The organism is Bacillus sp. B4EP4a (genome assembly GCF_006680105.1).
GTDB lineage: Bacteria > Bacillota > Bacilli > Bacillales > DSM-1321 > Peribacillus > Peribacillus simplex_E.
Window position 1 is genome coordinate 240,123 of record NZ_VHIK01000005.1, and the last position, 25,855, is coordinate 265,977.

General features: G+C 40.5%; 27 protein-coding genes. 6 read left to right on the forward strand and 21 right to left on the reverse strand.

The genetic code is table 11. The features are described from left to right. Window positions 1-7 precede the first annotated feature (7 nt). The 10 genes from dnaB to FNK51_RS03130 form a co-directional block, all read right to left on the reverse strand. Entirely contained in the window at window positions 8-1,372 is a 1,365-nt protein-coding gene (gene dnaB / locus FNK51_RS03085) for a replicative DNA helicase (RefSeq protein WP_034316139.1), read from the reverse strand. Window positions 1,373-1,512: 140 nt separating this feature from the next. Further along, a complete protein-coding gene (gene rplI, locus FNK51_RS03090) occupies window positions 1,513-1,962 on the reverse strand; it encodes a 50S ribosomal protein L9 (protein ID WP_098370316.1) in 450 nt (149 codons plus the stop codon). Next, window positions 1,959-3,929: a DHH family phosphoesterase gene (locus FNK51_RS03095; RefSeq protein WP_141992403.1), complete on the reverse strand. Its 1,971-nt coding sequence runs from the start codon at window positions 3,927-3,929 to the stop codon at window positions 1,959-1,961. Before FNK51_RS03095 ends, rplI begins: the two co-directional genes overlap by 4 nt. A gap of 41 nt (window positions 3,930-3,970) precedes the next feature. Continuing rightward, a complete protein-coding gene (locus FNK51_RS03100) occupies window positions 3,971-4,918 on the reverse strand; it encodes a YybS family protein (RefSeq protein ID WP_141992404.1) in 948 nt (315 codons plus the stop codon). A gap of 235 nt (window positions 4,919-5,153) precedes the next feature. Continuing rightward, complete coding sequence (rpsR, locus tag FNK51_RS03105) at window positions 5,154-5,393, reverse strand: 30S ribosomal protein S18 (protein WP_034316147.1); 240 nt, start codon at window positions 5,391-5,393, stop codon at window positions 5,154-5,156. A gap of 47 nt (window positions 5,394-5,440) precedes the next feature. Then, window positions 5,441-5,968, reverse strand: a complete 528-nt coding sequence (gene ssb / locus FNK51_RS03110; RefSeq protein ID WP_076368498.1) for a single-stranded DNA-binding protein — start codon at window positions 5,966-5,968, stop codon at window positions 5,441-5,443. 68 nt (window positions 5,969-6,036) lie between these two features. After that, entirely contained in the window at window positions 6,037-6,321 is a 285-nt protein-coding gene (gene rpsF / locus FNK51_RS03115) for a 30S ribosomal protein S6 (protein ID WP_034316153.1), read from the reverse strand. Window positions 6,322-6,512: 191 nt separating this feature from the next. Next, complete coding sequence (gene ychF / locus FNK51_RS03120; RefSeq protein WP_141992405.1) at window positions 6,513-7,613, reverse strand: redox-regulated ATPase YchF; 1,101 nt, start codon at window positions 7,611-7,613, stop codon at window positions 6,513-6,515. 166 nt (window positions 7,614-7,779) lie between these two features. After that, window positions 7,780-7,977, reverse strand: coding sequence for a DUF951 domain-containing protein (locus tag FNK51_RS03125; RefSeq protein ID WP_034316158.1), 198 nt, complete (start codon window positions 7,975-7,977; stop codon window positions 7,780-7,782). Window positions 7,978-7,997: 20 nt separating this feature from the next. After that, window positions 7,998-8,834 (reverse strand): mechanosensitive ion channel family protein, encoded by an 837-nt coding sequence (locus FNK51_RS03130; protein ID WP_141992406.1) that lies wholly within the window; start codon window positions 8,832-8,834, stop codon window positions 7,998-8,000. Between the two features lie 391 nt (window positions 8,835-9,225). On the opposite strand from FNK51_RS03130, the gene yyaC reads away from it, so the two are divergent. Then, window positions 9,226-9,861 (forward strand): spore protease YyaC, encoded by a 636-nt coding sequence (gene yyaC / locus FNK51_RS03135; protein WP_098370321.1) that lies wholly within the window; start codon window positions 9,226-9,228, stop codon window positions 9,859-9,861. A 56-nt stretch (window positions 9,862-9,917) separates the two neighbouring features. Here the strand turns inward: yyaC and FNK51_RS03140 are convergent, their stop codons facing one another. The 11 genes from FNK51_RS03140 to rpmH form a co-directional block, all read right to left on the reverse strand. Continuing rightward, a complete protein-coding gene (locus FNK51_RS03140) occupies window positions 9,918-10,619 on the reverse strand; it encodes a DUF554 domain-containing protein (protein ID WP_076368504.1) in 702 nt (233 codons plus the stop codon). Window positions 10,620-10,671: 52 nt separating this feature from the next. Continuing rightward, entirely contained in the window at window positions 10,672-11,532 is an 861-nt protein-coding gene (locus tag FNK51_RS03145; protein ID WP_098370322.1) for a ParB/RepB/Spo0J family partition protein, read from the reverse strand. Further along, entirely contained in the window at window positions 11,525-12,286 is a 762-nt protein-coding gene (locus FNK51_RS03150) for a ParA family protein (RefSeq protein WP_076368556.1), read from the reverse strand. The genes FNK51_RS03145 and FNK51_RS03150 overlap by 8 nt, the downstream gene beginning before the upstream one ends. A gap of 260 nt (window positions 12,287-12,546) precedes the next feature. Beyond that, entirely contained in the window at window positions 12,547-13,407 is an 861-nt protein-coding gene (noc, locus tag FNK51_RS03155; RefSeq protein WP_098370323.1) for a nucleoid occlusion protein, read from the reverse strand. Between the two features lie 378 nt (window positions 13,408-13,785). Further along, window positions 13,786-14,502, reverse strand: a complete 717-nt coding sequence (rsmG, locus tag FNK51_RS03160; protein WP_141992407.1) for a 16S rRNA (guanine(527)-N(7))-methyltransferase RsmG — start codon at window positions 14,500-14,502, stop codon at window positions 13,786-13,788. Between the two features lie 29 nt (window positions 14,503-14,531). Continuing rightward, window positions 14,532-16,418, reverse strand: coding sequence for a tRNA uridine-5-carboxymethylaminomethyl(34) synthesis enzyme MnmG (mnmG, locus tag FNK51_RS03165; RefSeq protein ID WP_098370325.1), 1,887 nt, complete (start codon window positions 16,416-16,418; stop codon window positions 14,532-14,534). 21 nt (window positions 16,419-16,439) lie between these two features. Continuing rightward, entirely contained in the window at window positions 16,440-17,825 is a 1,386-nt protein-coding gene (mnmE, locus tag FNK51_RS03170; protein WP_141992408.1) for a tRNA uridine-5-carboxymethylaminomethyl(34) synthesis GTPase MnmE, read from the reverse strand. Window positions 17,826-18,169: 344 nt separating this feature from the next. Beyond that, complete coding sequence (gene jag, locus FNK51_RS03175; protein WP_141992409.1) at window positions 18,170-18,790, reverse strand: RNA-binding cell elongation regulator Jag/EloR; 621 nt, start codon at window positions 18,788-18,790, stop codon at window positions 18,170-18,172. After that, window positions 18,787-19,575 carry a YidC family membrane integrase SpoIIIJ gene (spoIIIJ, locus tag FNK51_RS03180; RefSeq protein WP_076368511.1) on the reverse strand — a complete coding sequence of 263 codons (789 nt, stop codon included), beginning with the start codon at window positions 19,573-19,575 and terminating at the stop codon, window positions 18,787-18,789. Before spoIIIJ ends, jag begins: the two co-directional genes overlap by 4 nt. Before the next feature lie 175 nt (window positions 19,576-19,750). Further along, window positions 19,751-20,107, reverse strand: a complete 357-nt coding sequence (gene rnpA, locus FNK51_RS03185) for a ribonuclease P protein component (RefSeq protein WP_076368512.1) — start codon at window positions 20,105-20,107, stop codon at window positions 19,751-19,753. An 80-nt stretch (window positions 20,108-20,187) separates the two neighbouring features. Then, window positions 20,188-20,322 carry a 50S ribosomal protein L34 gene (gene rpmH, locus FNK51_RS03190; RefSeq protein WP_034316183.1) on the reverse strand — a complete coding sequence of 45 codons (135 nt, stop codon included), beginning with the start codon at window positions 20,320-20,322 and terminating at the stop codon, window positions 20,188-20,190. A gap of 933 nt (window positions 20,323-21,255) precedes the next feature. Between rpmH and dnaA the strand changes: the two genes are divergently transcribed. The 5 genes from dnaA to remB all read left to right on the forward strand — a co-directional run bounded on the left by dnaA (window position 21,256) and on the right by remB (window position 25,784). Further along, window positions 21,256-22,605, forward strand: a complete 1,350-nt coding sequence (gene dnaA, locus FNK51_RS03195) for a chromosomal replication initiator protein DnaA (protein WP_057914144.1) — start codon at window positions 21,256-21,258, stop codon at window positions 22,603-22,605. A gap of 193 nt (window positions 22,606-22,798) precedes the next feature. Further along, window positions 22,799-23,935, forward strand: a complete 1,137-nt coding sequence (gene dnaN / locus FNK51_RS03200; protein WP_098370329.1) for a DNA polymerase III subunit beta — start codon at window positions 22,799-22,801, stop codon at window positions 23,933-23,935. Window positions 23,936-24,155: 220 nt separating this feature from the next. Next, window positions 24,156-24,368 carry a S4 domain-containing protein YaaA gene (yaaA, locus tag FNK51_RS03205; RefSeq protein ID WP_034316192.1) on the forward strand — a complete coding sequence of 71 codons (213 nt, stop codon included), beginning with the start codon at window positions 24,156-24,158 and terminating at the stop codon, window positions 24,366-24,368. 21 nt (window positions 24,369-24,389) lie between these two features. Then, a complete protein-coding gene (gene recF, locus FNK51_RS03210) occupies window positions 24,390-25,508 on the forward strand; it encodes a DNA replication/repair protein RecF (RefSeq protein ID WP_048687943.1) in 1,119 nt (372 codons plus the stop codon). Between the two features lie 12 nt (window positions 25,509-25,520). Next, window positions 25,521-25,784: an extracellular matrix regulator RemB gene (gene remB / locus FNK51_RS03215; RefSeq protein ID WP_098370330.1), complete on the forward strand. Its 264-nt coding sequence runs from the start codon at window positions 25,521-25,523 to the stop codon at window positions 25,782-25,784. Window positions 25,785-25,855 lie beyond the last annotated feature (71 nt).

Here is a 25,855-nt window from a genome sequence, read left to right on the forward strand (position 1 = left end):
CAGTTCCCTATGCGCCGGGAGACATCGAATCATCATCGAAGCGGCGTTCGAGGTTAACGAATTTATTATATTCTTTTACGAATGCAAGCGAAACCGTGCCTACTGGACCATTACGCTGTTTCGCTATAATGATTTCGATGATATTTTTATTCTCGGATTCTTTATCATAATAATCATCACGGTATAAGAATGCGACGATATCGGCATCTTGCTCGATACTCCCGGATTCCCTGATATCAGACATCATCGGACGCTTATCCTGACGCTGCTCCACTCCCCGCGATAGCTGGGAAAGGGCGATGACGGGCACTTTAAGTTCACGAGCGAGCGCTTTGAGTGAACGTGAAATCTCGGATACCTCTTGCTGACGGTTGTCGCCTGAACGACCATCGCCTTGAATTAACTGCAGGTAATCGATCAATATCATGCCAAGGCCATGTTCCTGCTTCAAACGACGGCATTTTGAACGGATTTCACCAATCCTCACACCAGGCGTATCATCGATATAAATGCCGGCATTCGACAAGCTTCCCATCGCCATCGTCAGTTTACGCCAATCCTCATCAGTTAAGGAACCTGTCCGTAAATTCTGAGCGTTGATATTTCCTTCAGCACAGAGCATACGCATAACGAGCTGCTCTGCACCCATTTCAAGACTGAAAATCGCTACATTCTCCTCCGTTTTGGTCGCAACGTTTTGAGCGATATTCAATGCAAAAGCGGTTTTACCAACCGAAGGACGGGCACCCACTATGATGAGGTCATTACGTTGGAACCCTGCTGTCATTCGATCCAGTTCAGCAAACCCTGTCGGTATTCCTGTGACATCCCCTTTACGGGTAGTCAAAATTTCTATGTTATCGTACGTCGCAACCAATACATCCTTAATATTTTGAAAAGACCCGGAATTCTTACGCTGGGCCACTTCCATGATCGTTTTTTCTGCTTCCCCGAGCAGCTCCTCGACCTCGTCCTCGCGACTGTAGCCTTCCTGAGCGATGTTGGTCGCTGTCCTGATCAAACGACGCAGCAATGACTTCTCCTCGACGATGCGGGCATAATATTCAATATTGGCCGCGGTAGGCACCGATCCGGCCAATTCACTTAAATAAGAAACTCCGCCAACTTCTTCAAGGTTTTTTGTCGCAGCCAATTCCTCTGTCACCGTAATCAAATCGACAGCTTTTCCTTCGTCATTCAATTTAAGCATTACATTAAAGATTTTTTGATGAGAGCTTCTGTAAAAATCCTCCGGAATCAAAACTTCCGATGTAACGGTCAATGAAGAGGGCTCAAGAAAAATGGCTCCTAGCACTGCCTGTTCGGCTTCTATATTTTGAGGGGGAATCCTATCCTGAAATTGTTCTATCATATCTTAAAACCTCCCATTCTAAGAGGATACCTTTTATATGTTTCTAGTAAAAAAGAAAAAAGTGAAAGGACAACATGCCCAATCACATTTTTCGTCTATCTCTATTTTATCAATTTTTCACAGATATGAAACAGCTAAAATTAGTTAATTTCTTTCACATGCACAGTCAGTGTCGCAGTGACTTCAGGATGAAGCTTGACTGGAAGCTTTGTATGCCCTAAAGTGCGGATGCCTTCAGCAAGCTCCATTTTACGTTTATCAACCTTGACACCGTGTTTTTTCTGAAGCTCCGATGCAATTTGTTTAGTCGTGATGGAACCGAATAAACGCCCGCCCTCACCGGCTTTGGCAGATAGTTCAACCGTTAATTTCTCCAGCTGCACTTTCAATTCTTCAGCATGCTGCAGCTCTTCTGCTGCAAGTGATTCTTCTTTATTTTTCTGGGCTTCCAAAGTTTTTACATTTGAATTATTTGCTTCAACAGCCAATCCTTGTTTTAACAGGAAATTATGTGCATAACCATCTGCTACATTTTTAACTTCCCCTTTTTTCCCTTTACCTTTTACGTCTTTCAGAAATATTACTTTCATTCTTTTTGTCCCCCTTCTAAATATTCATCAATAGCTACTTTCAATCGACTTTCAGCTTCATCAATGGAGCAAACCTGTTGAGTGGCGGCATTTGTTAAATGTCCGCCTCCATTCAACATTTCCATGATCACCTGTACATTGATATCACCTAGAGAACGCGCACTTATGCCAACTGTATCATCAGATCGCTTAGCCATTACGAAAGAAGCCGCAACGCCATCCATGGTCAATAGGGTGTCCGCAGCTTGAGCGATGAGCACCTGATTATGAACTTGATCGGTTTTTGCAGAGGCAATGGCAATTCCCTTTTTATAAAAGATGACTTCCTCAATGAGCTTCGAACGTTTGATATAGGTGTCCACGTCTTCTTTTAAGAATTTCTGGACAAGTACCGTATCAGCTCCATGCGCCCTTAGATAAGAGGCTGCATCGAAAGTGCGTGAACCTGTTCTTAAGGTGAAGCTTTTCGTATCGACGATGATACCTGCAAGAAGCGCCGTCGACTCCAGCATATCAATCTTTGAGCGTTTCGGTTGATATTCAAGCAGTTCGGTTACAAGTTCTGCTGTTGAAGATGCATATGGCTCCATATAGACGAGCAATGAATTCTTGATGAACTCCTCACCGCGGCGATGATGGTCGATGACTACAACCTTATCGATCCTATTCAATAACCGCTCTTCAATCACCATGGAAGGTTTATGTGTATCGACCACAACCAGCAAGGTCTCATCCGTAATCATTTCAAATGCATCATCAGGTGTTATGAACCGGGAATACAGCTCTTCTTTATTTTTGATTTCTTCCATTAAACGAAGGACACTGCTATCGAGCTGCTGGGTGTCGATGACAATATAGCCTTCACGTTCATTCATCTGGGCAACTTTCAAGATGCCGATCCCTGAACCGATTGCGTCCATATCCGGGTTTTTATGGCCCATGACAATGACTTTATCGCTATCAAGGACTATATCCTTCAATGCATGAGAAATGACACGTGCACGGACTCTCGTGCGTTTTTCCATCGGATTGGTTTTGCCGCCATAAAATTTCACTTTTCCATTCGCTTGCTTTATCGCTACTTGGTCACCGCCCCGTCCAAGGGCGAGATCCAAGCTGGACTGTGCAAGCGTACCTAGTTCCGGTAAGGATGGCACGGCCGAGCCGACCCCGATGCTCAGGGTCAAGGGTACATTTTGCTTGGCCGTCGTTTCCCTGATTTCATCCAAAATCGAGAATTTGCCCTTCTCAAGCTGATGAAGGATATGCTCATTGAAGACAGCGATGAATCGTTCCGAGGAAACCCGTTTAAAGAAAACGCCATTATCCCTTGCCCATTTATCAAGAAGTGAGGTAACCAAGCTATTAATGCTGCTTTTACGCTGATCATCCATACCCTGTGTCAAATCATCATAATTATCAAGAAGAATGATCGCAATTGCCGTCCGCTCATCTTCATATAATTTCTCAATTTCCACTTGCTCCGTCACATCAAAAAAGTAAAGAAGCCTTTCATCACGCTTATGGACCACCTTGAATTTCCGATCGTGGAGCGTAAGCGTCTCTGTCTCGATCTCTTGCTTGATCAACGGCACTATCGAGTCCGCAACATCGTATAGCGATCTTCCTGCCAAGGAGTCTTCACTAAAACAAGAAGCCAGGAATGGATTGGTCCATTCAATGTAATAATCCTCATTAAAGAGCATGATCCCAATCGGCATTTCCAATAACGCTTCCTCGCCCACCTTCTTTAAACGATAGGATAAAGTCGTTATATACTCTTCTGTCTTTCGTTGCTTTTTTTCTACCATTCTTAATGTTAAATAAAATAAACCAGCAAGAATCAATAGTCCAACAAGTGCAATAACCCAATTATAATAAGCCAGTACGCCCAAAAGTAAAACGACTGCGGCCAGCACCCCATACAATGGGGACTTAATCGAGTATTCTTTCAAATAAGATGGCATAGTTTCAGCTCCTAAAAGCATCTGTTTTACAAAAAAGTCTTCTATTCCTTTTTCTTGATTGTCTCCCTAAAAGGAAAGCCTAAATCTATTATACCTAAAAATCGCACGGCCGTCGTAATAATCGGAATCGGCAGCAGCAAAGAAAAAACCACGATTAAAACAGGTATGGCCTTAGCCCAAGACTTAACATGAGCGATATAGAATATCAGGGAATATCCTTGTAATAAAATGAAGAACTGCAGTATGAAAAATAGGTTCGTTATGGCCATATATACAAAACTGTTCTTGTCCGTATTCACAAAAAGAGCAAAAAGCATCGTAATTAAATAATACCATAAAAGGCTTTTCGGGAGTCGCAGATCTCGAAAATGGGGCCATTTTAACGCCTTATCACTGAATCTCTTCACAATGGGATGCGCCGCAAAGAAAATCAATAAAACCATGATGACTGACATCAAGACGAACAAACTTGGCATCAGCGTGTTCATCATATCGAGTGATTCATACAACCGCTTTTTGACTTGTTCCGTCGGTGCCTGTCCAAAAGAATCCATTATGCCGATAGTATTTTCGAGGGACCCCTCAGCCATGTTCATCGATTCTTCTATGTAATTAACATCCGTTATCAATACTGAAGCTGCATATATTAATAAAATGCCTCCCAGGAAGACAAGGACTGCGCTTATGAACATAGGTGCCATCGGTTTGTCCTTTTTCAAAAAATAGCCGATCGCGATTCCCGTTGCCCCCATGAGCAAGGTCAGCGGAACAGACAATATCGTCCCAATGAGGATCGACAATAACGAGGCTACAAATAAGTAACCAAGGCTCCACGATAACTTTTGTTTGATTGTGACAAGTATGAATGGAATGGGTAAAAAGAATGTAGTGAAAATACCCAATAGTGGGATTTGAATGGTGATGAACAATAAAATGCAATATAGTGCCAGAAGGGCTCCGCCCTCAGCAATCCGTCTCCCGCTATTCATCTTTATTTCACCCCCTGTTATTATTGATGTCTTATCTCCATCTTTATATTGTATCCGTTACGGCCAGGATATTTCAAACATCACATTCTTTTTTAGAATATGATTATTTTTTCTGAGGAAAACGTCCGGATAACTTCCTTTTGAAATAAAAAAACCGCAATTCAGCGGTTTTCAGGCATAAGTGACAACTTATAAAAAAGGCACATTAAGGATAACTCCTCAATGTGCCAATTTATTATTCACCAGATACATATGGTAGTAATGCCATAGTACGTGAGCGTTTAATAGCAATCGTTAATTTACGTTGATATTTAGCGCTTGTACCAGTTACACGACGTGGTAAAATTTTACCGCGTTCTGAGACGAATTTTTTAAGAAGATCTACATCTTTGTAATCAATTTTAGTGATTCCGTTAGATGTGAAATAACAAACCTTTTTACGCTTACCGCGTCCTTTACGTCCACCCATTGCCATGATAAATTTCCCTCCCTGCTTTTTGAATTTTCATTTTAAACGGCTGTTTAAAACGGAAGATCGTCATCTGAAATGTCGATTGTCTTACCGTCATTTGCAAACGGATCATCATCTACACGAGTGTAGTTGTTATTGCTCCGTTGATTCTGATTAGGATTTTGTCCATACGAATTGTTGTCATTTCCGTTATTATTGCCATAACTTCTTTGACCTCCACCGTAAGAACCGCCTTCATTTCTTTCACCCGCTGAACTGCTTCGTGGTTCAAGGAATTGAACACTCTCAGCCAGAATCTCCGTCACATATACGCGTTTGCCGTCTTGTCCTTCATAATTACGTGTTTGGACACGTCCATCCACGCCAGCTAAACTGCCCTTTTTCAAGAAGTTAGCTACATTTTCTGCCGGTTTACGCCAAACTACACAGTTAATGAAATCCGCTTCACGTTCACCCTGCTGATTCGTAAAACCACGGTTCACAGCTAAAGTAAAGGTAGCTACGGGAACTCCATTAGGTGTATATCGTAATTCAGGATCTTTAGTTAAGCGTCCTACCAAAACTACGCGATTCATCATCAGAATCAACCCCTAGGTTTCAATCTTGTTTCTATGAAACAAGATTAGAATTTATATTAAATATCGAATTATACTTCTTCTCTAGTAGCCATGTGGCGAATAATGTCTTCACTGATTTTAGCAAGACGATCGAATTCTTGAATCGCAGCACTTTCAGCGTTAACTTTAAGAAGCATGTAGTAACCATCACGGAAATCATTGATTTCGTATGCAAGACGGCGTTTACCCCATTCTTTTGCTTCTACTTCCGCACCATTATCAGAAAGGATTGTGTTGAAACGTTCAACTAAAGCTTTTTTAGCTTCTTCCTCAATGTTTGGACGGATGATATACATAATTTCGTATTTTCTCATCACTGTCACCTCCTTTTGGTCTAAGCGGCCCAATTGGGCAAGGAGCAATTATTTATAATTACTCACAAGATAAAATTATAGCATAGTTAAAGAGGCTTTGCAACGAACTGATCGACTTATTACAATTAATTGTAATCTAATGATTTAAGTCTCAAAAAAGACCCCACATGGAATGGTAGGGTCTTTGAATCTTAAACGTTAAAACGGAAATGGATAACATCGCCATCGTTAACGATGTATTCTTTTCCTTCCAAACGGACTTTACCCGCTTCTTTTGCAGCACCATGGCTGCCCGCTTCAAGTAAATCGGTATAAGAAACCGTTTCGGCACGAATGAAACCGCGTTCGAAATCCGTGTGAATGACGCCGGCACATTGAGGGGCTTTCATTCCTTTGCGGAATGTCCAAGCACGCACTTCCTGTACACCAGCTGTAAAGTATGTTGCCAATCCAAGCAGATTATAAGAAGCACGGATCAACTGATCAAGACCTGACTCCTCGATTCCAAGTTCAGATAGGAACATTTCCTTTTCTTCACCTTCAAGCTCTGCAATTTCTTCTTCGATTTTGGCACAAATCACGATTACTTCGGCATTTTCATTAGCAGCATATTCACGAACTTGCTGTACATATTCATTATCATCAGCATTCGCCACTTCATCTTCGCTCACGTTCGCCACGTAAAGCGTCGGCTTCGCTGTAAGTAAATGCATGCCCTTCACGATTTTTTGCTGCTCTTCAGTAAACTCGACGGAACGTGCAGGCTTTTCATCTTCCAATGCTTCTTTTAAAGCCACAAGGATTTCATGTTCTGCCACAGCGGCTTTATCTTTTTGCTTGGCCATTTTTCCGACACGGTCGATGCGTTTGGCAACAGATTCCAAATCGGCAAGGATCAATTCAAGGTTGATGACTTCGATATCATCGATTGGATTCACTTTTCCGGAAACATGGGTGATGTTATCGTCTGCAAAACAACGGACGACTTGACAAATTGCATCCACTTGACGGATATGGGAAAGGAATTTATTACCCAATCCTTCTCCTTTACTTGCTCCTTTTACAATCCCGGCGATATCCGTGAACTCAAATGCTGTCGGAACCGTCTTTTTCGGTTTTACCAATTCAGTCAATTTTTGCAGACGGTGATCTGGCACTTCCACAATCCCGACATTGGGGTCGATCGTACAGAAAGGATAGTTGGCAGATTCCGCACCTGCCTGAGTAATTGCATTAAATAAAGTGGATTTACCTACGTTAGGCAAACCGACTATACCAGCTGTTAAAGCCATTTATATTTCACTCCTTCAAGATGATTCGTACATATGGGAAAAGAACTGATCTTCTATAAAGACCATCCAATTACCTAAACCTTTCCCAATTATAGATTTCGCTTCCTAAAAAGACAAGTAAATCATTGAGATGACAGGACTACTTTCACTCAAAAAAAAAGCATGATCATTCCTCATGCTTTTGCAGAACTTTTTTCATTTTCTTCGCGAATTCACGTCGAGGCAGCATCACGCTATGGCCGCACCCTTCACATTTTATCCGGATATCCATACCGAGCCGTATAATTCTCCACTTATTCACTCCACAGGGATGTGGTTTCTTCATTTCCACAATATCCTTAAGTGCAAATTCCTTTTCTTCCATAACCATGAGCCCCCTAATTCCTATGACTCGCTGCCATTGTACGTAGATTTAATCCCACTTGAATCAAGCGCAGCACTTATTTCCTTTTTTAATATCCTACTGATTTCAATGTGATGCATCGGCTTTGTTTCCGCTTTAATCCGAAAGACGATTTCTTCAGGACTGATCTTTTCAATTCCCAAAAATTCAGGTGCTTTGATCAAGGCTTCATATTTGCCTTCCATACTGTTTAATAGATCAATCAGCACCTTCTCAGCAAGCTCGACCGATCCATCATTAGGTATGGTCACATCAACCACAGCCATACTGTTTAAAATGGAGTAATTCGTGACCTGGATGATGCTGCCGTTGGGTATGAAGTGCAATTCCCCTGCACCGCTTTTAATTTTCGTAGTACGAAGCCCGATTTCAATGACTTCCCCTTCAAAATTATTGATTTTAATATAATCCCCAACCGAAAAATGATCTTCAAAAATAACGAAAAATCCTGTAATTATATCCTTGACCAAACTTTGAGCACCAAACCCAACTGCCAAACCAAGAATACCAGCTCCAGCCAGTAAGGCCTTTACATCGAATGAGAAAATTTCAAGAATCATTATCAAGGCAATGAAATTGATAACGTAAGTTAAAATATTTTCCAGCAGCTTAATGAGTGTCGTTTCTCTACGCTCTGAAACACGAATAGGACTTCTTAAGCGAACCGCGAAAAATTTACTTATAACCGTCTTTCCTATTCTAATAATAATACGCGATAACAACAGAACAAGGAAGATTTTAATAATCCCCTCGCCCAACAGCAGCCATATCTTTTCATCCAATATCTCTTTTGTAACGTTATCATAAATGCGATCCATATTTTCCTCCTGCCTAATGCAATTAACTGCAAATCTTTTATATCGTCTATATGATTTTTTCCCATATAGACGTATTCCTCTCCCCTTCATGCATTGAGATAACCATGAAGTAGAGCGATTTTCTCTATTTTATCAATAAATAATGGTTTCTGTACAAAAAAATTATGGGTATATAGGTAAAAGAATTAGAAGTTTTTACCCAAATATTAAAGTAATTATTTACTAGAAAGTATAAATGAAAGCAATTGGTAGAGGATAACGTCGATTCATATCCCCTTCACCTGTTTGCATGTTCTACAAAAAATTCCCTCATCCATGATGTTAAATACCGTATATTTTCCCCTTTTTATCCGTATACTGTAATACCAAATAAAGTAAAGGAGTTGAGCCGATGAATCTGAATTCTAGTCTATTTAATAATAATAAAAATAGATTGAGTCGCATCCTGCATGAAGATACGGATGCATCCAAGCAAATTTCCCAGGAATTAATCAACCTCCTACCAACCGGAAAGCTCCAACCAATCGTCATCGTCTGCATAGGCACGGACCGTTCCACAGGCGATTCACTCGGACCACTTGTCGGCACTCTGCTTAGTGAAAAAGCTGAAAACGGTTCTTCTTCATTCCATGTTTATGGTACTCTGGATGACCCTATACATGCGATGAATTTACAGGAAAAATTAAATGAAATCAAAAAGATGCATGCCAATTCCTTTATCGTCGGAATCGATGCTTGCTTAGGGAAAATGAAAAGCGTCGGCATCGTTCAAATCGGCCAGGGACCAGTAAAGCCAGGAGCTGGGGTCAATAAAGATCTTCCTTCCGTCGGAAATGCCCATATTACAGGAATCGTGAATGTAAGTGGATTCATGGAGTTCATGGTCTTGCAGAACACGCGTCTTAATCTTGTGCTAAAAATGGCCAAAACCATTGCCGAGGGGATTTATGAAGCACAAAATCATTATCCAATAAAACCTTCCATCACTCCTTTCACATGGTCATTCAAGCAAGAAAAAACCCTATGATCGGTTTTTTCTTATCATAAAAAAGAAGGAAGGGGATGGCCCCTTCCTTCTTTTTTTTATACATAATACATGAAAGTAACCAGAATCGCGGTGATCATTATGCCCGGAAGCAGATTTGCCACCCTTATTTTGGTCAGACCGATAATATTCAAACCAATTGCCAAAATCATGACTCCCCCAGTTGCTGTCATTTCCAGTATGAAGGAATCCATTAAAGCAGTTGGGATCATCGTATTGATTTGCCTTGAAAAAATCGCTATGAACCCCTCATAAAGAATGACCGGAAATGCTGAAAAAAGTACACCTATGCCAAGCGTACTGGCGAGGACCAATGCCGTAAATCCATCGATGATCGCTTTTGTTATCAAAACGTCATGATCATTCCGGATACCGCTATCCAGGGCACCGATGATGGCCATCGCCCCAATGCCAAATATGAGCGTAGCCGTTACAAATCCCTGAGATATCGAAATTCCTTCCTTCGCTTTCATCCTGCGTTCAAGCCAATTGCCTAAAGAATTCAGCCTGGCCTCAAGATTCATCCATTCACCGAGGACAGCCCCTCCGACAATACTTAAAATGACAACAAGGAAATTATCACTTTTAAAGCCCATCTGCAAACCTAGGACCATGACGGCCAAACCGATACCGCTCATGACCGTTTCTTTTATCTTTTCAGGTATATGTTGCAAAAACCTTCCTAAAATCGAACCGATTAAAATGCAGGCACCATTCACCAAAGCCCCTAATAATACCATCTCATCCACCTAATTTTCTGCATATGTCGTCACGATCTTTTCATAAGGTGATCTAAGAGGATAGGTTCTCTTGATCGATCAAGTTCAAAATTCTCTCTAAATCTTCTTTTGAAAAGAATTCTATTTCTATTTTTCCTTTTTTCTTGCTTTGTTTTATCGTTACGCTCGTTCCTAGTCTTTCACGCAGACTTGTCTCCCGTTGCTTTATGAAGATATCTTTTTTTTCTTGTTTCTTATGTTTAGTTTCACGTGAAACGGTATCATTCAATTGATGTATATATTGCTCTAGCTGTCTGACATTCATTCCTTCTTTGAGGATTTTATCCGCTACTGGCTTAAGCATCTCTTTTTTCTTTAAACCTAGCAATGCCCGGCCATGCCCCATGGAAATTTCCCCGTCGGAGATATATCTCCTAATCCCTTCAGGCAAAGATAGCAATCTAACATGGTTTGCTATATGGGGACGGCTTTTACCCAGCCGGTTGGCCAACTGCTCCTGGGTGAATTCCATTTTTTCAAGAAGCGTTTGATAAGCGACAGCCTCCTCGATCGGATTCAAATCTTCCCGTTGCAGGTTTTCCAAAATCGCCAGTTCCATCATCTGCTGTTCGCTCAATTTCCTCACAACGACCGGAACTGTCTTTAAACCAGCTTCCTTGGCAGCACGATAACGCCTTTCCCCAGCCACGATTTCATATCCCTTAATGCTTTCCCGGGCAATAATCGGCTGTAATATCCCATGTTCCATGATGGATTGCTTTAATTCCTCTATAGCTTCAAGCCGAAAGCTCTTTCGGGGCTGATAAGGATTTGGCCTTAATTCCCTTAATTTGATTTCTCGCACGATTTCATCTTTACTGATCTCCCCACTGTTGAAAAGTGCGTTAAGTCCTTTGCCAAGTCCTTTAGCCATTTGATACCACTTCCTTTGCCAGTTCTAGATAGACCTCCGCCCCTCGAGACTTTGGATCATATATAATTATCGGTTCTCCATGGCTCGGTGCTTCACTCAAACGGACATTGCGGGGAATGATGGTTTGATAGACTTTATCCTGAAAGTATTTTTTGACTTCTTCTATGACCTGGAGACCTAGATTCGTTCTTGCATCCAACATCGTCAATAGCACACCCTCGATTTTCAAATCATGGTTCAAATGCTTTTGGACGAGGCGGACCGTATTCAATAGTTGACTCAAACCCTCCAATGCATAATATTCACATTGTACCGGAATCAAAACTGCATCGGCGGCCGTTAAGGCATTAAGCGTAAGCAAACCCAATGATGGAGGGCAGTCAATCACAATGTAATCATATTGGCCCTGCACCTCTTCTAACGCCCTTTTTAATCGGACTTCCCTTGAGATGGTTGGAACAAGTTCAATTTCTGCACCTGCTAGTTGAATTGTCGCAGGTATGGCATATAGGTTTTCTACCTTTGTTTCCATGATGACGGTACTGGCCTCGACATCATCAACCAATACATCATAAATACATTGTTCCACATCGGCTTTGTCAATACCTGCACCGCTTGTCGCATTTCCCTGCGGGTCAATATCGACCATTAAGACTTTCTGTCCTATGTATGCAAGACAAGCACTTAGACTGACAGAAGTTGTCGTTTTTCCAACACCGCCCTTTTGATTGGCAATGGCGAGAATCTTACCCACGAATTCACCCGCTTTCAACTATCTTCATCACGCTTATATCTATTGATTTTTACCGTAAATCCATTTATTTCTTTCTATTTTATCATGAATGTTACTGGAAGAAATCGTTTTCTGAAATTCCTCTTAAAATTTGAAATATATCTAAAAGCATTAAAAATCCGGGAAAAGTTGAATGTTTTTTAAGGTGGAAATACCAGTTTTGGCGCGAAAATAAAAAAAGCTTGGTAATCGGAGACTACCAAGCGGGTAAGGATAGGGACTCAAGTTTTTTTCTTGGGTATTTTAATCGTGAACTGATAATACTCCTCGAATTCTTCTTCCTCTGCATCCAAATTTATTCCATTGTCTGTAACCATATTGAGTGATTGGCGTATGGTATTCACGGCAATCCTCATGTCTTTACTAAACGCTTTTCGCTTAGGTTTCGGCTTCTGCACAGTACCCTTCAAGAGCTTGACGACCTGCTCTTCGGTCTGTTTGACGTTTAACCCTTTTTCGATGATTTCCAAAAGCAGTTTAAGCTGCTTTTCAGGACTCTTCAACGGTATCAACGAGCGGGCATGGCGTTCCGTAATTTGCTTTTGAAGAAGTGCATCCTGAACCTCCTGGGGCAGCTTAAGCAGCCGAAGCTTATTCGCCACGGTAGATTGTCCTATTCCCAGTCTTTGTGCCAAAGCTTCTTGTGTTAAACTATGCAGCTCCAATAGTTTTCCATAAGCCAAAGCTTCTTCAATCGGTGTCAGTTCTTCACGCTGAAGGTTTTCTATCAGCGCAACGGAAGCCGTTTCTGTATCGGTGAAATCTTTGATTATAGCGGGTGCCAATTCCCAGCCAAGCTTTTGCATGGCTCGAAAACGACGCTCACCTGCAATGATTTCATACTTTCCCTGACCATAAGCCCTTACTACAATTGGTTGAATGATCCCATGTGTATGGATCGTTTGAGCCAATTCGGCAATTTTATCGTCATTAAAAACGGTCCTTGGTTGAAATCGATTAGGCACAATATCAGAAATGGAAATTTTTCTTATCTCTTCATTATTATTGCTAGGTGTCTCTATCTCTAGTTGCTCTTCTTCCTTTTCGCCAAACCCAAAGAACCGCGAAAAAGGATGCTTCATCTTCCTACACCACCTTTTAAAACTCCCAAATAACATATTCTCTATTTATAGGACAAGTCCTGCATACATTTCCCGACATGGTTATACATATGGCCCTTCGCTGTAAAAAACATGTCGACTGGCGCCATCAAGGTAATAATGAGGAATGGAGGGCCAGTTATTATAACTATCGGCCGGCTTGCCCAAAATTATTTCCCTGAATCAGCCAGCACAGGGCACATGTTTTGACATGTACCGAAAATGCCTTCTTGTTGGCAAATGCAGTATTGAGTGAAAATAATAAGGTCATACATTTATAGTAAAAGAAAATAAGGGCAAGTACCAGCCATATATCTGAATCATCTACGCTTACTATGAAAACTTACTCATCGTACAGGGTTATTCAATAGGCTGCTTATTCGGTGTCCCTGGTTTTCTTGGGTATTTTTTAGGAGTCTTCTTCACTTTTTTTACAGTAATGATGTTTCTTTCACTATTTTCCTCTGGCAATGTGAAAGGATGAATTTCTTCAATTTTTCCGCCTAATGTAAAAATGGCCTTCTTCCCTGTGTCCATTTCATCTTGTGCACTAGCCGCTTTCATGGCAATGAACGTCCCATCCAGTTTAACGAGCGGCAAACATAGTTCACTTAAAACGGACATCCTGGCTACTGCCCTTGCCATGACAATATCATAGGATTCGCGATGCTCCTGTTTTTGGGCGAAGGTTTCCGCCCGGTCATGATAGAAGGAAACTCCCTTTAATTGCAAGGAATCCGCAAGGTGATTCAAAAAAGAAATTCGCTTATTCAAGGAATCCACAATCGAGACGTGGATATCAGGGAAACAAATCTTCAATGGAATACTCGGAAATCCAGCTCCAGCCCCAACATCGCAAATTCGATATGATTTGTTAAAGTCAAAATAGAAGGCTGCACTGATTGAATCATAAAAATGCTTAAGATAAACTTCTTCTTTATCAGTGATGGCTGTTAAGTTCATCTTTTCGTTCCATTCCACCAATAATCGATAATAAGTGTCAAACTGATCAAGCTGTTGAGGAGAAAGCTCGATCCCTTTCTCCAGCAGTGCTTGTTGGAACTGTTCAATATTCATGTCTTTTCAATCCTTTTCGGGTATTTCCATTACTGAGATACTCTGGCAATCTTTCCTTGTTCCAAATAAACAAGCAAAATGGAAACATCAGCGGGATTCACACCGGAAATTCTTGAAGCCTGAGCTACTGATAGCGGGTGGACCTGCTTTAATTTTTGACGTGCTTCCGTTGCAAGTCCAGAAATTGCATCATAATCGATATTCTCTGGAATCTTTTTATTCTCCATTTTTTTCAGGCGATCGACTTGCTGCAAGGATTTTTCGATATATCCTTCATACTTGATCTGGATTTCGACCTGTTCCGTCACTTCATCGCTCAGTTCGACATCACTTGGCGCCAACTTCTGGATATGGGAATAATCCATTTCAGGCCGTTTCAATAAATCGGAGGCCCGGATTCCATCCTTTAACTCACTGCCGCCACTTGCAGTAATGACTTCTTGTACCTCTTTGGTCGGTTTGATGAAGTTTGATTTCAGTCGTTCCTTTTCCATTTCAACCGCTTCTTTTTTCATAAGGAATCGATTGTAGCGTTCTTCTTTGATCATTCCGATATTGAATCCAATTTCCGTTAAGCGTAAATCGGCATTATCATGACGCAATAATAAACGATATTCTGCACGTGAAGTCAGCAATCGGTATGGTTCATTCGTGCCTTTCGTTACAAGGTCATCAATGAGAACACCAATATAGGCATCCGAACGGCTTAATATCAGTTCTTCTTTACCCATTGCATTCAATCCTGCATTAATACCGGCCATCAATCCTTGTCCTGCTGCTTCCTCGTAGCCGGATGTCCCGTTAATTTGGCCAGCAGTATAAAGATTTTTGATTTTCTTCGTTTCAAGTGTAGGCCATAGCTGTGTAGGAACGATAGCATCATATTCAATTGCATATCCAGCGCGCATCATTTCCGCCTTTTCAAGTCCTGGAATTGTTTGCAGGATTTTCACTTGCACATCTTCAGGCAGACTTGTAGATAAACCTTGCACATAAACTTCCTTTGTATTGCGACCTTCAGGCTCCAGGAATATTTGATGCCTTGGTTTATCATTAAAACGGACGACTTTATCTTCAATCGATGGACAATAACGCGGCCCAGTTCCTTTAATCATTCCCGAATACATTGGTGAACGGTGTAGATTCTCATCAATGAGCTGGTGTGTCCCCTCATTCGTGTACGTTAACCAGCATGGCAATTGATCCGTTATGAACTTTGTCGTTTCATAAGAAAATGCACGCGGCATTTCATCGCCAGGCTGAATTTCCGTCTTGCTGTAATCTATGGAAGAGCTATTCACGCGTGGCGGCGTTCCTGTTTTAAAACGGACCAAATCAAATCCTAACTGCTCTAAATGTTCAGAAAGCCTGATGGAAGGCTGCTGATTATTAGGGCCGCTTGAATATTTCAGTTCCCCTAAAATGATTTCACCGCGTAAATATGTTCCAGTCGTGATTACGACAGTCTTCGCACGGTACACCGCGCCTGTTTTAGTGATGACACCCGTGCATACGTTGTTTTCAACAATTAATTCCTCTACCATTCCTTGAATCAATGTTAGATTTTCTTGGTCTTCTATCGTCTTTTTCATTTCTTGTTGATAGAGAAATTTATCTGCCTGCGCCCGCAATGCACGAACAGCCGGACCTTTAGCCGTATTGAGCATCCTCATTTGAATATGGGTCTTGTCGATATTTTTTCCCATTTCTCCGCCTAAAGCGTCAATTTCCCTAACGACTATCCCTTTTGCCGGCCCACCAACGGAGGGATTGCATGGCATGAAGGCGACCATATCCAAGTTAATGGTGATCATCAACGTTTTAGCTCCGACTCTTGCCGCTGCAAGGCCTGCCTCACTTCCAGCATGACCGGCACCAATAACAATAACATCATAGCTACCTGCTTCGTACTGCATATCCTTTTCCTCCTTTTACGCTTATTTTCCTAAACAAAATTGAGAGAACAATTGGTTGATCAAATTATCTTGAACGCTTTCGCCAATGATTTCTCCAAGTAGCTCCCATGCTTTCGTGAAATCGATTTGAACCAAATCAACCGGTGTACCCATTTCAATAGCATCGATTGCATCTTCAATTGACTGTAATGCCTGTCCCAGCAAAGCTATATGCCTGGCATTGGAAACATAAGTCAGGTCTCCCGTTTCTAAAGAACCCTCGAAAAATAAAGAAGCGATGGCTTCCTCCAATTCATCGACCCCTCGATCCTCCAGTAATGAAGTCGTAACAACTTTATGGGATGCCGCCTTTTCCTTGACCTTGGCCATATCGATTTTTTGTGGAAGGTCGGTTTTATTGATGATAACGATGACATCCATACCCTCAACCGCTTGAAATAGTTTCTCATCTTCAGTAGTGAAATCATCTGAATAATTCAATACAAGCAATATTAAATCAGCCTCTTTTAATACTGCACGGGACCGTTCAACTCCAATTCGTTCGACGATATCCTCCGTTTCGCGAATTCCTGCCGTATCGACAAGTTTAAGCGGTACACCGCGAACATTGACATATTCTTCGATTACGTCACGTGTTGTCCCTGGAATATCAGTGACGATCGCTTTATTTTCATGAACTAAGCTGTTAAGCAAAGAAGATTTTCCGACATTAGGGCGCCCTATGATAACGGTCGCAAGCCCGTCCCGAAGTATTTTCCCCTGTTGGGCCGTGTGAAGCAGTTTCTCTATTTCATTCTTCACAAAACTGCCCTTTTCCAAAAATAAACGATGCGTCATTTCTTCGACATCATCATATTCCGGATAATCTATATTTACCTCGACTTGAGCGAGGGTTTGTAAAATTTCCTGACGCAGGTTTTGGATTAATTTCGAAAGACGGCCTTCCATTTGACCTAATGCAACATTCATGGCTTTATCCGTTTTAGCCCGGATTAAATCCATAACGGCCTCAGCTTGAGAGAGATCGATCCTGCCATTCAAAAAAGCCCGTTTCGTAAATTCACCAGGTTCCGCTAAACGAGCACCTTGTGAGAGAATAAGCTGCAATACCCGATTGACCGAAACGATTCCACCGTGACAATTTATTTCAACTACATCTTCTCTTGTAAATGTCTTTGGACCCATCATGACCGAAACCATGACTTCCTCTATGATTTCACCTGTTTTAGGCTGTATAAGGTGGCCATAATGAATCGTATGTGATTTCACTTCAAGCAATCCTTTTCCACCTGGTCCTTTAAAGATCCTATCGGCTATTTCTATGGCCTCATCACCGCTGATTCTAACGATGGCGATTGCCCCTTCCCCTAAGGGAGTAGAGATAGCGGTGATTGTATCGAATTCCATGCTTTCACCTCTTATATAATGATGGTTCTATTTTTTTCTGTTAATAAAATCGTCGAATCCCTAAATTACTACAATACCACAGTATATTCATGAAAAAAAGTAGATACTCCTGCTCTCCAAGAGTTATCCACATGCAATTAATCCATATTCTGTAATATTCATTTTAACTTATCCACATGTGAATAACAAATATCGCCCGCTTCCCTTTCTCCCATTCCCTTTACGAATCAAGAGATTATAAAAAGAATTTTGTCAGTTATTGTTGAATTAATACTTGAAAAAAACATTAAACACACAACGATTTCATGGCCTAAAAAAAGAACCCCTGCTTAAAAGCAGAAGGTTCATTTAAGTGGAGTAATGACCAAGTGGCGATATGGCTCAGTCCCACTTGAAGTTGTTTTTATTTTTGGATAATCCAAGAGGGCATTATGGATGACCTTACGTTCATAGGATGGCATCGGCTCGAGTGAAACAGCTTTACCTGTTTTCATGGCTTTATTTGCCATTCTTTCAGCCAATTGGACTAAAGTGTCATTGCGGCGATTTCGATAATCTTCTGCATCTACAGTAATATTCAAAAACTGCTTCGAATATCGATTTGCAACAAGCTGCGCTAAATACTGAAGAGAATTTAGTGTTTGACCTCTTTTACCAATCAATAATGCAATTTTATCACCTGATAAATGGAATGTTACGTTCTTCCCTTTACGAGTGACATCAATTTGTGCATCGACTCCCATTTCCACGCTGACATTCTTCAAAAACCCAAGTGTCTCTTCAATGGGATCTGTAGGCAATGTCACATGGACAATGGCCTTCCTAGCACCAAATAAACCAAAAAATCCTTTTTTGCCCTCATCTTCTATTTCAATCTCCACGCGATCTTTAGTGCTGTTCAGTTGAGCTAAAGCTAAATTTACTGCTTCTTCGACAGATTGTCCTGTAGCAGTTACCTTTTTCACTTTTTCTTTGCCCCTCCCGCGTTTTCCGCAGCTGCTTTTCTAAGATCCGGACCTTTGATGAAATATGTTTGAACGATACCAAAAAGGTTACCAACTACCCAGTAAAGAGAAAGAGCAGCGGGGAAATTAATAGCAAAAACAACAATCATGATTGGCATGATGTAAAGCATCATCGTCATTTGTGCCGCCATTTGTGGATTGGAGTTCATTCCAGCCATGGACATCTTTTGCTGAATAAAAGTCGTGATACCTGCAACGACCGGTAAAATATAATAAGGATCCGGGGAACCTAAATCAAACCAAAGAAAACTATGTAAAGCAATTTCTTCCGTCCGGCTGATTGCATGGTAAAATCCGATCAAAATCGGCATTTGCACCAATATCGGCAAACATCCCGCCAATGGATTCACATTATATTTTGAAAATAGAGCCATTGTTTCTTGTTGTAGTTTTTGTTGTGTGGCAGCATCTTTTGAGCTGTATTTTGCTTGAAGTTCTTTCATTTCAGGCTGAATGGCCTGCATTGCTTTCGAGCTTTTCACCTGTTTGATCATTAATGGAAGTAATGCTAAGCGAATGATAAGTGTAACACCGATGATTCCCAAACCATAGTTCTCACCAAATGCTTCAGAAAGCCAAATGATCAGGGCTGATAATGGATAGACAATGTATGAATTCCAAAAACCTTCACTCTCTGCAGTAATAGGTTCTTTGATTTCCGTACACCCTGCTAACAACATCATTATCGAGGCTAGTCCAATAATGAGTAATATTCGTTTTTTCAACCGTAATTTCCTCCTAACTGCAATCAATCTTTTTTGAAACAATTGTGAACTGATTATTAGAAGATTTCAAGGAAAAGTAATCCACTTTTTCCACAGTTTACAATCGGAATTTTCTATGTCATTTTTCTCAAGTAACCACATGATCCGAGGAGTGCTTATTCGATATAAGGGGACTTTATTGTTTTTTCTTTTTAAAGTTTAATGATTTAGAACGTTTCAGGACATGGATCAAGCTGCTTTTCACCTGGAAAAAGTCCATCTCCGCCGCTGGTTTTCGAGCAATCACAATATAATCCTTACCCTCTTCTATATCTTCTTTCAATTCCAAAAACGCTTGCCGTATGTATCTTTTGATTTGGTTCCTAACAACGGCGTTCCCGATTTTTTTACTGACTGAAAGGCCGATCCGAAAATAATCCTGACCCGGCTTTTCAAGGACATAGACAACGAATTGCCGATTAGCAGAAGATTCACCTTTTTTAAACACAAGCTGAAATTCGTCCTCTTTCTTAATCCTTAACTTTTTTTTCATTTTTACACCTTCATTACATGAATTGAGTCTCAGTAAATCCCTTATTTTGCGAAAAAAGACCACTGAGACTTTTCAGTGGTCTATGCAGATAATACTTTTCTGCCCTTACGGCGACGTGCAGCGATTACTCTACGTCCGTTTTTCGTGCTCATACGTGCACGGAAACCGTGAACTTTACTATGTTTGCGGTTATTCGGTTGATAAGTTCTTTTCATTATATGACACCTCCCTGAGGAATAACAGTTAAAGACAGTCTTTACAATTATATAGATGGAGGTTTCTACTTGTCAACCTCATCCATAAAAATATTTCATTTTTAATGCTCAATGTCCAGTAGGCCTTTTTTTACTACCTAGCCTATTGTAAATGATTTTGCTCCGAACTGATATAGAAATTTTTGGGGAAAGGGAAATTTCCATCATTTTATCGATGGGCACAAATATGAGATTCGCAATGAATCCTCTCTTGATCGACACAACATTCGACAAATAATATGAATGAACCTGAATCACTTTCTATCTGTCACATGCACGTCTTCCGGCTTGAACAACTTGGTTCAAGTTAAATTAATTCGAGGCTATAATCACGGTCTGTGGATAAAATTCGACATGTTTTTTTCTATCCACAAACCATTTTATAGACTTTTGCACATAACAATGGCCTGTGGAAAAGTTTTTCCCACAAGCTCGGTAAGTTGTGGATAAAGTTTTCTAACCCATTGCAAGACGCCTGAATTTCTGATATTATATTTGTGTTTTCACTCTGAATAACTTTATCAACAGGGAACGTTTATCCACAGACTGTGTATAACTTGTGGATAGTTTATTCGACCTGTGTATATTAATCTGTCCACAGATGGTGGATATTGTCGAAAACCCTTTTTTCTTCTTTATTATATAATTCTTAAAATACCTGTTGATGAATAAACATTCAAATCTGCACTGGCTTACCAGATGTAGTCTGTACAAAAGTTGTACAGCGCAAGATATAGTTTTTAGGCACTTCACATTACACAACACAAAATTCCTTTATACAGCTCACCGAACCATTGCTGTCAAAATTAATATAAAGACGGCAATCGATGAGTTTATTTGTGCCTATACATTTAGATACAATCATTAAAAATTTTTTGCAAAGGAGGGATAAGTTTGGATAACATCGATAGCCTCTGGAACCAGGCGCTCGGAAAAATCGAAAAAAAAATCAGTAAACCAAGCTTTGAAACTTGGCTTAAATCAACCAAGGCTTATTTACTGCAAGGTGATACCTTAACAGTCACCGCTCCCAATGAATTTGCCAGGGATTGGCTTGAAGAACGCTATTCCCATCTTATTTCCGATGTATTGTTTGAACTTACCGGTGAGGAATTGGAAGCAAAATTCATCATTCCCCCCAATCAAGAAGATGATGATTTTACCGTTCCTGTTCAGCCTAAAAAGATAAAAAAACAGGACAAAGAGCATGCTGCATTTCCGCAGCATATGCTGAATGCGAAAAATACCTTCGATACATTTGTCATCGGCTCCGGCAATCGTTTTGCCCATGCCGCGTCTCTCGCTGTCGCAGAAGCTCCGGCCAAAGCCTATAATCCCTTATTCATATACGGGGGCGTAGGTCTTGGAAAAACTCATTTAATGCATGCAATCGGGCATTATGTTCTTGAGCATAATCCGAATGCAAAGGTCGTTTATTTATCGTCTGAAAAGTTCACGAATGAATTCATCAACTCGATCCGGGACAATAAAGCTGGGGAATTCCGTGATAGATACCGAAGCGTGGATGTTTTATTAATTGATGATATTCAATTTCTTGCGGGAAAAGAACAAACTCAAGAAGAGTTTTTCCATACATTCAATGCGTTGCATGAAGAAAGCAAGCAGATTGTCATCTCGAGTGACCGCCCGCCAAAAGAGATACCTACACTCGAGGATCGCCTCCGTTCAAGGTTTGAGTGGGGCTTGATCACGGATATCACACCTCCTGACCTAGAAACGCGGATTGCCATATTGCGTAAAAAGGCAAAAGCTGAGGGCCTTGATATCCCGAATGAAGTCATGCTCTATATTGCCAACCAAATCGATTCCAATATTCGTGAGCTGGAGGGTGCACTTATTCGTGTCGTCGCCTATTCTTCATTGATTAATAAAGATATAAATGCCGATTTGGCAGCTGAAGCATTAAAAGACATCATCCCTAGCTCCAAACCTAAAATAATCACCATCTTGGAAATCCAGAAGACAGTCGGTGAACATTATAGTGTCAAACTTGAGGATTTCAAGGCGAAAAAACGGACAAAATCCGTAGCCTTTCCAAGACAGATTGCCATGTATCTTTCCAGGGAGTTAACGGACTCATCCCTGCCTAAGATAGGTGATGAATTTGGAGGTCGCGATCATACGACCGTTATCCATGCGCATGAAAAAATCTCCAAACTCATGCAAACGGACACACAGCTTCAACGTCAGGTTAAAGAAATCCAGGACCAGTTGAGGGTATAATAGATTCTGGATAATGTGAATAACTGATGACTACTTACACACAGTCTGTCCACATGTGGATAGACTGTTTTTCCTTAGGTTGAGTGGACTTATCCACATATCAACAGGCCCTACTACTATTACTACTATCTTTTTTAATAAAAATTATTAATAAATATGCCTATTCGGCAATAAAAAAATTGGAGGATGAAACATGAGATTTATAATCCAAAGAGATCGATTAGTTCATAGTGTCCAAGAAGTAATGAAAGCAGTCACATCAAGGACGACGATTCCGATTCTAACGGGGATAAAAATAAGCGTTACTAGTGAGGGTGTCACTCTAACAGGAAGTGATTCAGATATCTCCATCCAATCATTCATCCCGGCTGAGGTTGACGGAGATGAGATTGTTGAAGTTAAAACTAGCGGCGGTATTGTCCTGAATGCCCGTTTTTTCAGTGAAATTGTCAAAAAGCTGCCGATGGATACTGTAGAAATTGAAGTGGAGAATAACTTTCAAACGATTATTCGCTCAGGTAAAGCTGAATTTAATCTAAATGGACTGGATCCTGAGGAATATCCACATCTTCCGATCATTGAAGAAGAAAATATTTTCAAACTTCCAACGGACCTTTTAAAGACCCTTATCCGCCAAACTGGCTTTGCAGTGTCCACGTCAGAAACACGCCCCATCTTAACAGGTGTAAACTTGAAGGTACAAGATGACGAATTGACCTGTATTGCAACAGATAGTCATAGGCTTGCAATGAGAACAGCCAAAATAGAAAATAAAATTAACGGGACCTATAGCGTTGTAATCCCAGGTAAAAGCCTGAATGAGTTAAGTAAAATCCTTGATGATACAAACGAACTCATTGAAATCGTCATTACCGAAAACCAAGTACTTTTCAAAGCTGAAAATTTATTATTCTTCTCAAGACTGCTTGAAGGAAATTATCCCGATACATCACGCTTGATTCCATCTGATAGCAAAACGGATGTGATTGTTCACACTAAAGATTTTCTTCAAGCGATCGACAGGGCTTCTTTATTGGCGAGAGAAGGAAGAAATAATGTCGTCAAATTGACAACCCTGGAAGGCCGTATAATCGAAGTCTCTTCCAACACTCCTGAAATTGGTAAAGTAATTGAAGAGGTTCAGGCAGAAGCCATTGAAGGTGAAGACCTGAAAATCTCATTCAGTGCCAAATTTGTAATGGATGCTCTAAAAGCATTGGAAGGTTCCGATATAAAAATTAATTTCACAGGTGCAATGCGTCCGTTTGTCATTCGCCCGCTACATGATGATTCCATGCTGCAATTAATTCTCCCGGTAAGGACTTATTAAGCTAAAATAATATTTCAAAAAAATTAAAGGCTTGTATAGCAGGTCTTTAATTTTTTTATATTTAAATATAGGTTTCCAAAGGGTTTTTAGCGTTTTTTCAATGCTGTCCGGAACGCTGAATCGCTAAAAACAAGAACTGAAAAAGCTATACTTTGTCTTAATGGGATTAATTTAGTAAAATGAAATATTAAAGACTACTTAGAAATGAGTGAGGCATGAAATGGACTCCATAAAAATCAATACCGAATATATTACGCTTGGACAATTCCTGAAATTGGCCGATTTGATTCAAAGCGGCGGAATGGCGAAATGGTTCTTAAGTGAATATGAGGTTTACATTAATGGCGAATTAGACGTGAGAAGGGGCAGAAAATTAAGATCAGGTGATAAAATAGAGATTCCTGGATTTGGCACCTACACAATTACAAGCTAAAACATAAGGGAAGAGCGGAATATGTATATTGAAAATATAAGTTTGAAAAATTACCGCAACTATACCGAATTGAATCTGACTTTTGAGAATAAAGTCAATGTAATCCTCGGCGAAAATGCTCAAGGGAAAACAAATGTCATGGAATCCATTTTTGTTTTAGCAATGGCAAAATCCCATCGGACCTCAAATGATAAAGAACTTATTCGCTGGGATGAAGAGTATGCTAAAATAGAAGGAAGAGTTAGAAAGAGAAATACCTCAATACCACTTGAGCTGACCATTTCAAAAAAAGGGAAAAAGGCGAAGTGCAACCATATTGAACAAAGAAAGTTGAGTCAATATGTCGGAAATATGAATGTGGTCATGTTTGCGCCTGAGGATCTTAACCTTGTAAAGGGAAGTCCTCTAGTCAGACGCCGTTTTATAGATATGGAAATTGGCCAGGTTTCTCCCGTATACCTTCATGATATGAGCCAATATCATAAAATACTTCAACAAAGAAATCATTACTTAAAGCTTCTGCAGACCCGGAAACAAACGGATACGACGATGCTTGACGTGCTGACTGATCAATTTATTCAGTATGCAGCGAAAATTGTCGAAAGAAGATACGAGTTTCTTTTAAAGCTCCAGCAATGGGCAGAGCCGATTCATTCGGGGATCTCCAGAAATCTAGAAGTATTGAAAATCCAATATAAACCGTCGCTTGATGTATCAGAATCTATGGATTTGACGAAAATGATAGAAGTATACACAGAAAAATTTGATAAAATAAAAACAAGGGAAATTGAACGGGGTGTAACATTGGTAGGTCCTCATCGTGACGACCTGGTTTTTTTTGTGAATGACCGCGATGTCCAGACATATGGTTCACAAGGACAACAGCGTACGACTGCCCTGTCTTTGAAGCTTGCCGAAATTGAGCTGATCCATGAAGAAATCGGCGAGTATCCCATTTTATTATTGGATGATGTGTTATCGGAACTTGACGATTTCCGTCAATCCCATTTACTGAATACGATACAAGGGAAAGTGCAGACATTTGTGACGACACCCTCCGTTGATGGAATCGATCATCAAACCCTAAGAGAAGCGTCCACCTTTTATGTGAGTCAAGGAAGTATAAAAAAGGTTAAATGATGAGGTGAATGTATGTATCTCCATATTGGTGAAGACATTCTTGTGAAAACGGATGATGTCATAGCCATTTTAGATAAGAAGCTGCTTCAGGCCTCTCCAATCATGAGTGAATTTTTGGAGAAAAAGTCTGATGTAACTTACCATTTAGCAAAAAACTCGGTTAAATCGATTGTAGTGACGGACAAACAGGTATATTATTCACCGCTTGCGTCGTCCACTTTGAAAAAGCGTTCACTGCAGTCATCGCTCTTAATCGATGATATAGATATTCTTTGAATTGTAGCTAAACGTTATAAATTCTCCTGAAAATTGATAAATGCCAAAAGAAAAGTGTAGGTGATACGAAT